The 13529-nt window shown below is 48.7% G+C and carries 14 protein-coding genes; 13 read left to right on the plus strand and 1 reads right to left on the minus strand.

From position 1 onward, the window contains the following. Positions 1–4: 4 nt before the first annotated feature. Positions 5–1132 carry a GNAT family N-acetyltransferase gene (locus tag XMD564_RS08430; protein WP_173482090.1) on the minus strand — a complete coding sequence of 376 codons (1128 nt, stop codon included), beginning with the start codon at positions 1130–1132 and terminating at the stop codon, positions 5–7. 53 nt (positions 1133–1185) lie between these two features. Here XMD564_RS08430 and XMD564_RS08435 point away from each other — a divergent pair, with 53 nt between their 5' ends. From XMD564_RS08435 to XMD564_RS08495, 13 genes are all read left to right on the plus strand, one after another. Continuing rightward, positions 1186–1629, plus strand: coding sequence for an HIT domain-containing protein (locus tag XMD564_RS08435; RefSeq protein ID WP_173508135.1), 444 nt, complete (start codon positions 1186–1188; stop codon positions 1627–1629). Between the two features lie 238 nt (positions 1630–1867). After that, a complete protein-coding gene (aspS, locus tag XMD564_RS08440) occupies positions 1868–3631 on the plus strand; it encodes an aspartate--tRNA ligase (RefSeq protein WP_173489143.1) in 1764 nt (587 codons plus the stop codon). Between the two features lie 248 nt (positions 3632–3879). Further along, on the plus strand, positions 3880–4398 hold the full coding sequence (ruvC, locus tag XMD564_RS08445) for a crossover junction endodeoxyribonuclease RuvC (protein ID WP_173484071.1): 519 nt from the start codon (positions 3880–3882) through the stop codon (positions 4396–4398). Positions 4399–4443: 45 nt separating this feature from the next. Then, a complete protein-coding gene (gene ruvA / locus XMD564_RS08450) occupies positions 4444–5076 on the plus strand; it encodes a Holliday junction branch migration protein RuvA (RefSeq protein ID WP_173482086.1) in 633 nt (210 codons plus the stop codon). A gap of 1 nt (position 5077) precedes the next feature. Then, on the plus strand, positions 5078–6091 hold the full coding sequence (gene ruvB / locus XMD564_RS08455) for a Holliday junction branch migration DNA helicase RuvB (RefSeq protein ID WP_173482085.1): 1014 nt from the start codon (positions 5078–5080) through the stop codon (positions 6089–6091). Between the two features lie 6 nt (positions 6092–6097). Then, positions 6098–6514 carry a tol-pal system-associated acyl-CoA thioesterase gene (gene ybgC / locus XMD564_RS08460; protein ID WP_173482084.1) on the plus strand — a complete coding sequence of 139 codons (417 nt, stop codon included), beginning with the start codon at positions 6098–6100 and terminating at the stop codon, positions 6512–6514. Between the two features lie 12 nt (positions 6515–6526). Next, positions 6527–7204, plus strand: coding sequence for a protein TolQ (tolQ, locus tag XMD564_RS08465; protein WP_173482083.1), 678 nt, complete (start codon positions 6527–6529; stop codon positions 7202–7204). Between the two features lie 9 nt (positions 7205–7213). Beyond that, complete coding sequence (gene tolR / locus XMD564_RS08470; protein WP_173482082.1) at positions 7214–7630, plus strand: protein TolR; 417 nt, start codon at positions 7214–7216, stop codon at positions 7628–7630. Between the two features lie 4 nt (positions 7631–7634). Further along, entirely contained in the window at positions 7635–8582 is a 948-nt protein-coding gene (gene tolA / locus XMD564_RS08475) for a cell envelope integrity protein TolA (RefSeq protein WP_173483482.1), read from the plus strand. After that, the gene (tolB, locus tag XMD564_RS08480; RefSeq protein ID WP_173482080.1) at positions 8576–9886 is read left to right on the plus strand and encodes a Tol-Pal system beta propeller repeat protein TolB; all 1311 of its coding nucleotides are present in this window, start codon (positions 8576–8578) and stop codon (positions 9884–9886) included. The genes tolA and tolB overlap by 7 nt, the downstream gene beginning before the upstream one ends. A 308-nt stretch (positions 9887–10194) precedes the next feature. After that, a complete protein-coding gene (locus XMD564_RS08485) occupies positions 10195–11535 on the plus strand; it encodes a Na(+)-translocating NADH-quinone reductase subunit A (protein ID WP_173482079.1) in 1341 nt (446 codons plus the stop codon). A 13-nt stretch (positions 11536–11548) separates the two neighbouring features. Continuing rightward, positions 11549–12757, plus strand: coding sequence for an NADH:ubiquinone reductase (Na(+)-transporting) subunit B (locus XMD564_RS08490; RefSeq protein ID WP_173482078.1), 1209 nt, complete (start codon positions 11549–11551; stop codon positions 12755–12757). Continuing rightward, on the plus strand, positions 12747–13529 hold the full coding sequence (locus XMD564_RS08495) for a Na(+)-translocating NADH-quinone reductase subunit C (protein WP_173508136.1): 783 nt from the start codon (positions 12747–12749) through the stop codon (positions 13527–13529). The genes XMD564_RS08490 and XMD564_RS08495 overlap by 11 nt, the downstream gene beginning before the upstream one ends.

The raw sequence follows: 13529 nt of genomic DNA on the forward strand, positions 1-13529 counted from the left end.
TAGACTATAAATCTGTGTTCTTAAACGGAAGTCTTTCAGATAAGTAAGATTTTTGTGATGACAGATAGTCCCGCTCCTCATCAACGAAGTTAGCGATCGCTTTGTGAAATTCTGGGTGATTAACCCAATGTACAGAGTGAGTAAATATAGGTTCAAAACCGCGCTTAATCTTATGTTCTCCCTGTGCACCTGAGTCAAAGCGCTTGAGCTGTCGTGCAATGCAGTAGTCGATCCCCTGGTAGTAGCAGGTCTCGAAGTGCAGCGCGTCATACTCTTCATAACAGCCCCAATAGCGACCATAGAGCGTACTGCTGTCATGGAAGGATAGGGCGCCCGCAACGATTTTTCCGTCAAGTTGTGCAAAGACAAACAGCATCTGCTCGGGCATGGTGTGCACTAATTCGGTAAAGAAGCTCTCATTTAGGTAGGGCTCACGTCCCCGTTTAAGGTAGGTGAGTGAGTAGAGTTCGTAAAACTGCTGAAGTTGATCTTGGGTAATATCTGAACCTGAGAGGTGAATGAATTTAAACGCCTCGGTTTTTTCGCGCTCTTTACGCAGCTCTTTGCGTTTTCGAGAAGTGAGCCCTTCTAGGAAGTGGTTAAAGTCACGATAATCTCTATTAAACCACTGATACTGCAGTCCGCTTCTGATTAACAAATCCCTAGGCAGAGCGCTTTTTATCGATGAGTCGTTTGGAAAGAGAAGGTGCCAGCTCTCTAATTTGTACTCGCTAGCAAAGGTTTTAATCGCTTGGGATATTCTCTGTAGAGACTCTTCAGCTTTCAGTTTACCTACCCATCTCGGGCCGGTTGATGGCGTAAAAGGGACTGCGCTTAGAAGCTTTGGATAGTAGTTTAAGCCGGATTGATGGAAAGCGTTTGCCCAACTCTGATCAAAAACATACTCACCCCAAGAGTGGTATTTAATATAGAGAGGGAGATAGATAATCGTCTCACCCTCCTCAATTAATTCTAAGTGACAGGGTTGCCAACCCTGTTCCGTCGAAACAGACCCTGAATGTTCCATCGCGGCCAAGAATTCATGACGCAGAAAGGGATAGTCGGAATCCTTAAGTTCATTCCAACGATGCTTATCAATACTATTAATGGATTGATGAGTCCTAATTTCCATCTGCTTGGTCTATATTTAAGAAAAGGTTAGGTCGTTACGAGGAGTATATAGAAATGGATGAACTAGAACTCGAATTTCAGTTAGATGCTCAACTTGCTGCGGATACGATTAAGTTGGGTGATTTCCCGCTCTCTTCGGTTTTGCTGATGAATGATAGCCAATATCCTTGGCTGATTCTTGTACCTCGTCGTGCGGGTATGACAGAGATCTACCATCTCAGTGCAGAGGATCAACAGCAGATGCTGCTGGAGACCAGTGCACTGGCTCAAGCGTTATCCGATATCTTCGCGGCCAAAAAGATGAATGTTGCGAATCTAGGTAACATGGTTTCCCAATTGCATATACATGTTATCGCCCGGTTAGAGAGTGATCCTGCTTGGCCAGGACCAGTCTGGGGGAAAGTGCCAGCACGGCCTTACAGCTCAGATGAACTAGCCTCTGTCAAAGAGCGTTTGGATGCCTTGTTAACCGGTGAGGTTGAGTTTAGAGCGGTATAATCAGCGTTTGACAGGTTGAAAACCAGTCACCGCTCTTCGTCGATAGTTTGACGTCCCAAAGGTGACAGGCCTTCAGCCTGTCATCCGCTCTAGAAACCACAAGATACTCTTTGAAATAGCAAAAATTGCCCTGTAATAGCCTGTTAATTCAGGTATAATTCCCGCCTTTCGGCCATAGGCCTAACCATTTTAGTTAATACTCGTTTCAGCGGGTTTTAGTAGATAGGACAGCAGAGTTATGCGCAGCCACTATTGCGGCGATCTTCGTGAAGAACATATTGGACAAGAAATTACCCTGGCAGGTTGGGTGCACCGTCGTCGTGACCACGGTGGCGTAATCTTCCTAGATCTTCGTGATCGTGAGGGTTTGACACAGGTTGTGTTTGATCCAGATCGCGAAGAGAGTTTCGCGTTGGCGGATAGCTGCCGTAACGAGTTCGTAGTTGAGGTTAAAGGCCTTGTTCGTGCTCGGCCAGAGGGTACTACCAACCCGGATATGCCAACGGGTGCTATCGAGGTGCTGGGTAAAGAGCTGATCATCCTGAACAAGGCTGAAACTCCTCCTTTTCAGTTGGATGAGCACCAGCAAGTGGGTGAAGATGTTCGTCTTCGTCACCGCTACGTCGATCTCCGCCGTCCAGAGATTCAAGAGAAGCTTCGTTTCCGCTCTAAAGTGACTCACCAGGTTCGTGCTTACCTTGAAGATCAAGGTTTCCTAGATATCGAAACGCCGATCCTGACTCGTGCCACCCCAGAGGGTGCTCGTGACTACCTAGTTCCAAGCCGTACTCATGAAGGTAGCTTCTTTGCACTGCCTCAGTCACCACAGCTATTTAAACAGCTCCTTATGGTCTCTGGCTTTGATCGCTACTACCAAATTGCTAAGTGTTTCCGTGACGAAGATTTGCGTGCGGATCGTCAGCCAGAGTTCACTCAGATCGATATCGAGACCTCATTCCTTGATGAACACGAGGTGATGGCAATCACTGAAAACATGATCCGTGGCCTGTTCAAAGATCAATTGAACATCGATCTAGGCGAGTTCCCGCACATGCCATACTCTGAGGCGATGCAGCGTTTTGGTTCTGATAAGCCAGATCTGCGCATTCCTATGGAGCTGGTTGATGTTGCAGATCTGGTCGCAAGTGTCGACTTTAAAGTGTTTGCTGGCCCAGCAACGGATCCAAAAGGTCGCGTCGCGGCTCTTAAAGTACCGGGCGGTTCTGAGCTGACTCGTAAGCAGATTGATGAGTACACTAAGTATGTATCAATCTACGGTGCGAAAGGTTTGGCGTGGATCAAAGTGAATGATCTAGCGGCTGGCGCTGAAGGCCTTCAGTCTCCAATTGTTAAGTTCTTGGGTGCAGAGATTGCGCTGCAGATTATGGAGCGCCTTGAAGCGAAAGATGGTGATCTTGTCTTCTTCGGTGCGGATAAAGCCAACATCGTTAACGAAGCCTTGGGTGCGCTGCGTATCAAAGTGGGTGAAGACCTTAACATGCTTGAGCGTGAGTGGGCGCCACTATGGGTTGTCGACTTCCCAATGTTCGAAGAGAACTCCGATGGCAGCATGACAGCGCTTCACCACCCATTCACAGCACCGAGCTGTTCACCAGAAGAGTTGATTGCTCAGCCTGAAGGTCAGCTGTCACGTGCCTACGACATGGTTCTTAACGGTTGTGAGCTTGGTGGTGGTTCGGTTCGTATCCACGATCAAGAGATGCAGAAAGCGGTCTTCAAAGTACTGGGTATCAGTGATGAAGAGGCGGACGAGAAGTTTGGATTCCTATTGAACGCGCTTAAGTTTGGTGCGCCACCACACGCGGGTCTGGCATTTGGTCTTGACCGTCTGATTATGCTGATGACGGGTTCTACTTCGATTCGTGAAGTGATCGCCTTCCCTAAAACTCAGTCAGCGGCTTGTCCAATGACTGAAGCACCGGGTGAAGTGAGCGCGGCTCAACTGCGTGACCTAAACATCAAGTTGCGTAAAACACCTTAATCGAGTGTTTGATTAAAAAAAACCGGCAGTAAGCCGGTTTTTTTGTGTCTTGAAATAGGCGGATAGAGTTGGGTCAGACCAGAGGTCAGACCCTGGCACCTTGTAGCTACGCAAGATCCGGTGTCTGACCTCTGGTCTGACACCACCTTCAAATCACGCTCCAATCCTTCTACAAAGCACCTATTGGTCTCGACCAAAACTACTGTTAGTATATACAGCATTAAAACAATCTCTACGACAGGCGACCGATGCTGATATTGGGAATCGACCCAGGTTCAAGAATTACCGGATACGGCATCATCAATGCTCAGGGTAATAAGGCTGAGTACGTTGCCAGTGGTTGTATCAAAATCGCAGATGCGACCCTTCCTGATAAGTTAAACCAAGTCTTTAGCGGTGTCTCTGAACTGATTGAGCGCTACCAGCCTCAAGAGTGTGCGATAGAGCAGGTCTTTATGTCTCGTAACGCTGACTCTGCGCTTAAGTTAGGGCAGGCACGAGGGGCCGCTATCGTAGCGGCCGTCAATCGAGGCGTAGAGGTTCATGAATATGCGGCACGCCTGGTGAAGCAGGCAGTAGCTGGAACTGGCGCTGCGGATAAGGGGCAGGTCCAGATGATGGTGCAACGTATTTTGTCACTTCCGGGGTTGCCACAGATCGATGCGGCTGATGGGTTGGCCATCGCACTTTGTCATGCCTATACCCGTCAAGGCTTAATAGCGACAGCGGGAACTCGTCGTTCAGTAAAAGGGCGATGGAGATTGTAGATGCTTTCGAATAATATCAATGCGTTACTTTATTGAGGTCAGATTGTGATAGGTCGTTTAACAGGTGAATTGGTAGAGAAGTCACCTCCAGAGTTGCTGATAGATGTTTCCGGTGTCGGTTATGAACTGGAAGCGTCCATGAATACCTTCTACAAATTGCCGGATGTCGGCACCTTTGTAACGCTGTATACACACTTCGTTGTGCGTGAAGATGCACAGCTTCTTTATGGATTTGCCGACAAAAACGAACGCACTCTGTTTCGAACCCTGATCAAGGTGAATGGGGTGGGGCCTAAGTTGGCGTTGACCATTCTTTCGGGTATCTCCGTCCAAGAGTTCATTCGAACGGTTCAGCATGAGGACAGTACAGCCCTGGTACGTCTGCCGGGTGTCGGTAAAAAAACCGCTGAGCGTTTAATCATCGAGATGAAGGATAAGCTGGATCGACTTGAGCTACCGACCCGTGTTGAAGCGGAACTGAGTGATTTTGCAATGCCCATCGTGGATGCGAAGCCTACCGTCGATTACAGAGCAGATGCAGAGACGGCACTGGTCGCATTGGGTTATAAACCGCTGCAAGCAACTAAGGCGATTGAAAAAGCGGTCACCGAATTGGGTGAGACGGCCGATACAGAATCGTTGATTCGTCAGGCACTTAAGATGATGGTGGCAAGCTAAGATGCAGATTGAACCTGATCGTTTTATATCGCCGGTTAAGACACCCAATGAAGAGGTGCATGATCGCGCGGTTCGCCCTAAGACACTTCAAGACTATGAAGGTCAGCCGCAAGTTCGAGAGCAGATGGAGATCTTCATCCATGCCGCTCGCAAGCGTAATGAAGCACTGGATCATACTCTGATCTTTGGCCCGCCAGGATTGGGTAAAACCACACTGGCCAATATTATTGCCAATGAGATGGGCAGTGAAATTAAAACCACCTCTGGCCCTGTTTTAGAGAAAGCGGGTGATATTGCAGCTCTTCTGACCAATCTTGAGCCGGGAGATGTGCTCTTCATAGACGAGATTCATCGACTCAGTGCCAGTGTCGAAGAGGTACTCTATCCCGCGATGGAGGACTACCAGCTCGATATCATGATCGGTGAAGGCCCAGCTGCACGATCGATCAAACTGGAACTGCCCCCCTTTACGTTAGTCGGTGCTACGACACGTGCCGGCTTATTGACGTCACCACTGCGTGATCGTTTCGGTATTGTGCAGCGGTTAGAGTTCTATTCGATTGCCGATCTGACCAATATTGTCATGCGAACGGCACGTTTAAGTGGTTCTGAAATCGATGAGGGTGGTGCGCACGAGATTGCACGTCGTTCTCGCGGTACTCCTCGTATTGCCAACCGGCTCCTGCGCCGTGCACGTGACTTCTCTGAAGTGAAAGGGGATGGGCGTATCACCGAAGAGATGGCTGATCTGGCATTGAATATGCTCAATGTCGATCAACATGGTTTTGATCACATGGACCGTCGAATGCTGCTCGCCATGCTAGAAAAGTTTGGTGGTGGTCCTGTTGGTGTGGACAGTCTTGCGGCAGCCATTAGCGAAGAGCGTGACACCATCGAAGACGTTCTCGAGCCCTATTTGATTCAGCAAGGTTTTGTCATGCGCACGCCAAGAGGGCGGGTGCTAACCGACCATGCTTACCGATACTTTGGTGTCGATAAGCCTGAAGGAAACTAGTTTATTATGGCGTTTCAGTGGCCTGTCAGAGTCTACATAGAAGATACCGATTTTGGCGGTATTGTTTACTACGTTAATTATCTAAAATTTATGGAGCGTGCTCGGACGGAGTTGTTGCGTTCGGCGGGTTGGTCGCAGCACGAACTGTCACAGCAAAATTTGATTTTTGTGGTTGGTTCGGTGGAGGCGCAATATTTAGCGCCGGCTAGGCTTGATGATTCGTTAATTGTCAGAACAACCGTCAAAAAACCGCAAGGTGCACGTGTTAAATTTCTGCAAGCTGTTGTTAAGGAGGGATCTGATAGAGTCCTCTGCCAAGCAGAAGTTGAAGTGATATCCGTCACTGGAGCCATGCGTCCGAAACGCTGGCCAAAAGAGTTAATTACATCAATCACCCAAGCGCATCCGGAAGCTTGGGATTAACAGGAGTTGAGTGTGGAAGATCAGCTGTCGATTTGGAGTCTCGTATTTGGTGCGAGTTTCGTCGTCCAGTTAGTTATGTTGTCGCTTTTGGCGGCTTCGTTTTTATCTTGGGTTGTTATCTTTCAACGTCGCCGCGTCATTAGCGGTGCACAAAAAGCGTTTAAAGCATTTGAAGAGCGTTTTTGGTCGGGTGCTGATTTAGGTCAGCTCTACCGCGAAGCCAATGCTGAACCTAATTCAGAGAGCGGAGCTGAAAATATTTTCCGTGCTGGACTCAAAGAATTTACACGTCTGACACAGCAGTCAAATGCTGATCCGGATATGGTGATGAACGGTGTGCAGCGAGCCATGCGTGTCGCAATGGCACGTGAAGAGGAGAAGCTCGAAGCGCACCTTCCTTTCCTTGCAACGGTGGGTTCTACCAGCCCCTATGTCGGTCTGTTTGGAACCGTGTGGGGTATCATGAATGCGTTTCGTGGTCTGGCTAACGTTCAGCAGGCGACCCTTGCCTCGGTAGCGCCGGGTATTTCAGAAGCCTTGGTCGCGACGGCTATAGGTCTGTTTGCGGCGATTCCGGCCGTGGTGGCCTACAACCGTTACTCAGCATCGGTGGATTCTCTGTTGAACAGTTACGAAACCTTTGCCGATGAGTTCTCTAGCATTCTTTACCGTCGCGTTCATGCTCGTTAAGGGTAAAAGATGATTAGGCGTCAGCGCACAAAGCGCAAATTGAATGCAGAGATTAACGTCGTACCCTATATCGATGTGACCTTGGTTCTGCTGATTATCTTTATGGTGACAGCTCCTATGTTGACTCAAGGCGTTGATGTGGAACTCCCGAAAGCCTCCTCTGAGCCTGTAGAGACTCAAGATGAAGAGCCATTGATCGTGACGGTTGATGCAGAAGGACTTTACTACATCAATTTGGGTGAAGATGAGACGGTTCCTAAAAGTGCCGAACAGATAGCGGGTCAGATCAGGCAGATACTCTCGGTTAACCCTGGAAAAATGATGTTGGTTCGAGGTGATCGTCAAGCGAGCTATGATCAGGTGGTTCAGTTAATGGTGCTGTTACAGGGTGCTGGAGCTGAACGAGTCGGTTTGGTGACGGAGTAGATCCTTGTTCGATCGTAGTTATCTTCTGCCAACCCTTTTTGCTGCACTGGTTCATGCACTGGTGTTGGTGGTTATTTCAGGGGTTTGGATCGGTCAAGAGGTGGATCGTAAAGCGCAGCCGCGACATATCGAGGCTCGAATGGTCGATCTTTCGGCTCTGGCTGAAAAGAAAGCCGCTGAAGAGAAATTGATGAAAGATAAAGCAGCTGCAGAGGCTGCGAAGAAAAAAGCCGCGGAACGAGCCAAGAAAGCCAAAGCCGATGAGGCAAAGCGCAAGAAAGCAGCGGACGCTAAACGTAAAGCGGATGCTAAAAAAGCCGCTGATAAGAAAAAAGCCGATGACGCTAAGCGCAAAAAAGCGGCTGAAGAGAAAAAGAGAGCAGAGGCTGAACGTAAAGCTGCAGAGCGTAAAAAAGCTGAAGCGGCTAAGAAAAAAGCTGATGCAGAGGCTAAAAAAGCCAAATTAAAAGCCGCTGAAGAGGCTAAGAAAAAGGCGGAAGCTAAGAAGCGTCAAGCGGAAGAGGCTAAACGCAAAGCTGCAGAAGAGGCCAAACGAAAAGCGGATGCAGAGCGTAAAGCCCAGGAGCAGGCTGAAGCAAAACGTCGCGAAGAGCTGGCAAGGCAGCGTGCCGCAGCAGCTGAAAGAGCAGCACAAACGGTCGCTGATGTAGGTGCCTACATTCGAACGCTAACAGAAGATAACTGGCGTCTGCCCTCTACAGCACGTAACGGGATGACAGCGACCGTGCGGATTCACTTCTTCCCATCGGGTGAAGTGGATCTGGCAGAGATTATTAAAAGCAGTGGTGACATGGCTTACGATCGATCAGTACTTCAGGCGATTGAGCGTGTAGGGCAGTATGAGTTGATTGCAAGCGTCGACCCGATTACGTTTGAGCGTAATTTGCGTAGAGTGTTAATTGAATTTAGACCTGAGGGATTGAGATGGTAAATCTTAACCAATTTAAAAGCCTGATATTTGTTCTGTTGTGGGCGCCACTAATCGTTAAAGCTGAATTGGTTGTCGAAGTGACACAGGGTCTTTCTGAGCCAACACCAGTAGCGGTTGTCCCTTTTAAGTGGACAGGGCAGGGTGCGCTTCCAGAAGATGTGGCGCAGATTGTCGATCAAGATCTATCACGTTCAGGTCTATTCACTACTTTACCAAGATCAGCGATGTTAAGCCTGCCTTCTGAGCGCAGCCAGGTCTTCTTCCGTGATTGGCGAATGACGAAGAGTGACTTCCTTGTGGTCGGTAAAATCGAGCCGATCTCCGCGACACGCGTCAGCCTTCGCTATGAACTTTATGATGTTCTTAAAGAGGAGAACATCATGATCCAGCCTTTAGAGAGTGACATTAACCAACTTAGAGATGCGGCTCACTTTATTGCGGATCAGATCTATCAGGCACTGACAGGCAATCGTGGTGCTTTTTCAACTCGCATCGTCTACGTCACCGCTGAACAGTTGACCAGTCAAACCTCTCGCTACCGTCTTGAGATGGCTGACTGGGATGGCAACCGTCCGCGTGTAATTTTAGAGTCACGCGAACCGATCATGTCACCGAGCTGGTCCGCGGATGGCAAGAAGATCGCTTACGTTTCGTTTGAAACGGGTCGTCCATCAATCTATGTTCAGTACCTGGCAACCGGGAAACGCGAACGAATCCAATCATTCTCCGGCTTGAATGGTGCGCCGGCTTGGTCACCTGATGGCAATAAGCTAGCTCTGGTGCTCTCTAAAGACGGTAATGCCGAGATCTATGTGTTGGATGTGACCTCGGGTCAGTTGCAACGAGTGACTAATCACTATGGGATCGATACCGAGCCAAGCTGGGCGCCCGATGGTGAGTCGCTCTTCTTCACCTCTGACCGAGGAGGGTCGCCACAGATCTATCGTCTATTCTTGGCGACACGTCAAATGACTCGAGTAACCTACGAAGGAAACTACAACGCCCGTGCCAGCATGACCCCTGACGGTCGCTTCCTAGCGTTGATTCACCGCTCAGGTGGGTCAGGTAATCGCTTCTCTGTTGCGGTATTGGATCTAAAGACTGATCGACTCGATATTCTGACAGAGACCGGTTTGGAAGAGTCTCCCACCATTGCGCCTAATGCCAGCGTAGTCCTTTATGCAACGCAAGAGGGTAATCAAGGTGTGCTATCAGCAGTCTCTTTGGATGGTCAGGTACGATTTAGAATGCCGAATACTCGTGGTGATGTTCGCGCTCCTGCATGGAGTCCCTACCTTTATTAATGTTGGTAGTATAATTCCACATAACCGGACAGGTTATTCCTGTCCGTCATAAACACCCCCGCCTTCGGTTTTAAAAAGCATCTATATAACAAACCGTTAACTGTTTATTCAAAATTAGTTAGCTGTTTGTCCTGTAAATTAACTACATAATCACTGAAAGCCCCTCTCCCTCTGTAGCGGCAATAAACCTCTGTCAGGTATAATTTGCGCGATTTTGGGAAAGGTCCGTCTGTACGATTGAGCTTCAAAAGAGCGAGATGGTTTCAGTACGAGGCTTTAAAAATTTTTAGCGGATTGGAATAAAGCGAATGATCAAGATCAGAAAGGGTCTAGATCTGCCTATCACAGGTGCACCAGAACAGAAGGTATCCCCTTCAGCTGATGTTAAAACTGTGGCGCTTCTAGGAGCCGATTACGTTGGTCTAAAACCAACAATGATGGTTCGGGAAGGGGATCGAGTAAAACTCGGTCAGGTGATCTTTACTGATAAGAAGAATGATGGCGTTCAATTCACAGCTCCTGGTGCAGGGGTTGTTACTGCGATTAATCGCGGTGAACGTCGAGTGCTACAGTCAGTCGTCATTGAATTGGATTCAGACGAAGACGCAGTTGAGTTTTCTAGTTACGCAGCTTCTGAGCTTGCCTCTTTGGAAGAGTCTCAGGTTCGTGAAAACCTAATTGCTTCAGGGTTGTGGGCTTCTCTAAGAACTCGTCCTTTCGGTAAGGTACCAGCAGTCGATGCGGTACCAAGTTCGATCTTTGTGACTGCGATGGACACCAATCCATTAGCGATGGACCCTAGCGTTGTTCTAAGTGCCGAAAAAGAGGCGTTTGAACAGGGTCTAACCGTTCTGACTCGCATCCAAGCCAACAACGTTTATCTCTGTGCAGCTCCAGGTACAGAGCTACCTTCCGTATCTGGTGTTACAACAGAAACCTTTGAAGGTACTCACCCTGCCGGCAACGTAGGTACACACATTCACTTCCTTGATCCGGTTCACCGTAACAAGCAGGTATGGTACTTGGGTTACCAAGATGTGATCGCGATCGGTAAGTTATTTACAACGGGTCGTTTGAGCACTGAGCGTTACCTATCTTTAGCGGGTCCCCAAGTTGAGGTGCCTACGCTGCTTAAAACACGTGTTGGTGCGTCACTTGATGAGTTGACGGCTGGTCAGCTTAAAGCTGGCGATAACCGTGTGATCAATGGCTCTGTTTGGAATGGTGCTAAAGCGTCTGGTCCAACCGCTTACCTTGCGCGTTACGCCAACCAGGTAAGCGTTCTTCGTGAAGGCACAGAACGTGAATTCATGGGTTGGGTAGCACCAGGCACAGAGAAATTCTCTGTGATGAACATGTTTGTATCTATGTTCAAGCCGGGTAAAAAGTTTGCCTTTACTACAACAACAAACGGTTCAGAACGTGCCATGGTTCCTACTGGTCAGTTTGAACGTTTGATGCCCCTAGATATTCTTCCAACTCAACTGCTTCGTTCACTGGTTGTCGGCGATATCGCTGTTGCTATGGACCTTGGTTGTCTTGAGCTGGAAGAGGAAGATCTGGCGCTCTGTACTTTTGCCTGCCCAGGTAAATATGAGTACGGCGAGATCCTTCGTGACAACCTTTCTCGTATAGAGAAAGAAGCCTAAGGAGGAGAAGATTATGAGCTTACGTGGTTTTTTTGATTCTTTAGAACCTCACTTCCACAAAGGTGGTAAGTACGAGAACTGGTACGCACTCTACGAAGCGGTAGATACCATTTTCTACACGCCAGGTGCCGTGACTAAGACAGCCTCACACGTTCGTGATGCGGTTGACCTAAAACGTATGATGATCCTGGTTTGGATGTGTACCTTCCCTGCGGTATTTGCTGGCCTGTACAATGTTGGCTTCCAAGCAAACAGCGCAATGGAAGTGCTTGGCCTGACCGAAGCGGAAGGCTGGCGGGGTGCTGTAATTTCTGCTCTTGCAGGTTACGACGCAACAAGCGCCTGGGATAACATCCTACATGGTGCCATGTACTGGCTACCCATCTATGCAACGACCTTTATTGTTGGTGGCTTCTGGGAAGTCCTATTTGCAATGAAGCGTGGCCATGAAGTGAACGAAGGTTTCTTCGTAACTTCGATCCTTTTCTCACTGATTCTTCCTCCGACTGTTCCGCTATGGCAGGTCGCACTGGGCATCAGCTTTGGTGTTGTTATCGGTAAAGAGGTGTTCGGTGGTACTGGTAAAAACTTCCTTAACCCAGCACTGACAGGCCGTGCATTCCTATTCTTTGCTTACCCAGCACAGATGTCAGGTGATGCGATCTGGACCGCAGTTGATGGCTTCTCAGGTGCAACACCGCTTGGTCTAGCCGCTGCCGGTGGTATCGAGGGCGTTCTTGCTGCAAACGTGACTTGGATGGATGCTTTCCTAGGCTCGATTCAAGGTTCAGTGGGTGAAACCTCAACATTGGCGATCATGATTGGTGGTGCAGTGTTGCTGTTTGCTCGTGTTGCCGCGTGGCGAATTGTTGCCGGTGTTTTCCTCGGCATGGTTGCGACCACGTTACTGTTCAATGCGATCGGTTCTGAAACCAATCCAATGTTCAGCGTTCCTTTCTACTGGCATCTTGTTATGGGTGGATTCGCGTTCGGTATGTTCTTTATGGCGACCGACCCAGTTTCTGGCTCAATGACGGATAAAGGTAAGTGGGTTTTTGGTGCTCTAATCGGCGTGATGGTTGTTCTTATCCGCGTGGTTAACCCAGCATTCCCAGAAGGTATGATGCTCGCGATCCTATTCGCGAACCTCTTTGCACCGCTCATCGATAACTTCGTGGTGCAAGCGAACATCAAACGGAGGATCGCACGTAATGTCGGCTAATAACGATACGATTAGCAAAACGGTTACGGTAACCGTCCTGCTATGTGTAATCTGTTCGGTTGTGGTGTCAGCAGCAGCTGTCATCCTTAAACCCAAACAGGTTGCTAACAAAGATCTTGACCGTAAGACAAACATTCTTGCGGCAGCGGGTCTTCTTCAACCAGGTAAGTCGGTTGATGAGCTCTTCGCACAGATCACAACAAAGGTTGTGGATATGGAAACAGGCAAGTTTACGGATGCAGTAGACGGTGCCAAGTTCGATATCCAAAAAGCAGCTAAAGACCCTGCGCTATCAAAATCACTGTCACGTGAAGAGGATAAAGCGTCGATCAAGCGTCAGCCTAACTACATGCCAGTCTACGTTGTAGAGGGTAATAACGGTGCGTTGGATAAGATCATTCTGCCTGTTCACGGTTACGGTCTATGGTCAACGCTGTATGGCTTCCTAGCATTGGAAGGCGATCTAAACACAGTGGTCGGTTTAGGCTTCTACTCACACGCAGAGACTCCGGGTCTTGGTGGTGAGGTGGATAATCCTGCTTGGAAAGCGATCTGGCCGGGCAAAAAAGTCTACGCCAATGATATGCAGAAGCCTGAGCTTCAGCTAATCAAAGGTAAGGTTGATGCATCAACAGTTAACGCTGAGTACAAAGTTGACGGTCTGTCAGGTGCAACGTTGACGGCTAACGGTGTCACCAACCTTGTTCAATTCTGGATGGGCAAAAACGGCTACGCTCCGTTCTTGGCTAACCTTCGTGCAGGAGACGCTTAA

The sequence above is a fragment of the Marinobacterium sp. xm-d-564 genome (assembly GCF_013283345.1).
Lineage (GTDB): Bacteria > Pseudomonadota > Gammaproteobacteria > Pseudomonadales > Balneatricaceae > Marinobacterium_E.

Excerpts from the sequence above, each read along its gene's own strand:
- XMD564_RS08430 (WP_173482090.1), bottom strand. The coding sequence starts at position 1,132 with ATGGAAATTAGGACTCATCAATCCATTAATAGTATTGATAAGCATCGT.
- XMD564_RS08435 (WP_173508135.1), top strand. The coding sequence starts at position 1,186 with ATGGATGAACTAGAACTCGAATTTCAGTTAGATGCTCAACTTGCTGCG.
- aspS (WP_173489143.1), top strand. The coding sequence starts at position 1,868 with ATGCGCAGCCACTATTGCGGCGATCTTCGTGAAGAACATATTGGACAA.
- ruvC (WP_173484071.1), top strand. The coding sequence starts at position 3,880 with ATGCTGATATTGGGAATCGACCCAGGTTCAAGAATTACCGGATACGGC.
- ruvB (WP_173482085.1), top strand. The coding sequence starts at position 5,078 with ATGCAGATTGAACCTGATCGTTTTATATCGCCGGTTAAGACACCCAAT.
- ybgC (WP_173482084.1), top strand. The coding sequence starts at position 6,098 with ATGGCGTTTCAGTGGCCTGTCAGAGTCTACATAGAAGATACCGATTTT.
- tolR (WP_173482082.1), top strand. The coding sequence starts at position 7,214 with ATGATTAGGCGTCAGCGCACAAAGCGCAAATTGAATGCAGAGATTAAC.
- tolB (WP_173482080.1), top strand. The coding sequence starts at position 8,576 with ATGGTAAATCTTAACCAATTTAAAAGCCTGATATTTGTTCTGTTGTGG.
- XMD564_RS08485 (WP_173482079.1), top strand. The coding sequence starts at position 10,195 with ATGATCAAGATCAGAAAGGGTCTAGATCTGCCTATCACAGGTGCACCA.
- XMD564_RS08490 (WP_173482078.1), top strand. The coding sequence starts at position 11,549 with ATGAGCTTACGTGGTTTTTTTGATTCTTTAGAACCTCACTTCCACAAA.
- XMD564_RS08495 (WP_173508136.1), top strand. The coding sequence starts at position 12,747 with ATGTCGGCTAATAACGATACGATTAGCAAAACGGTTACGGTAACCGTC.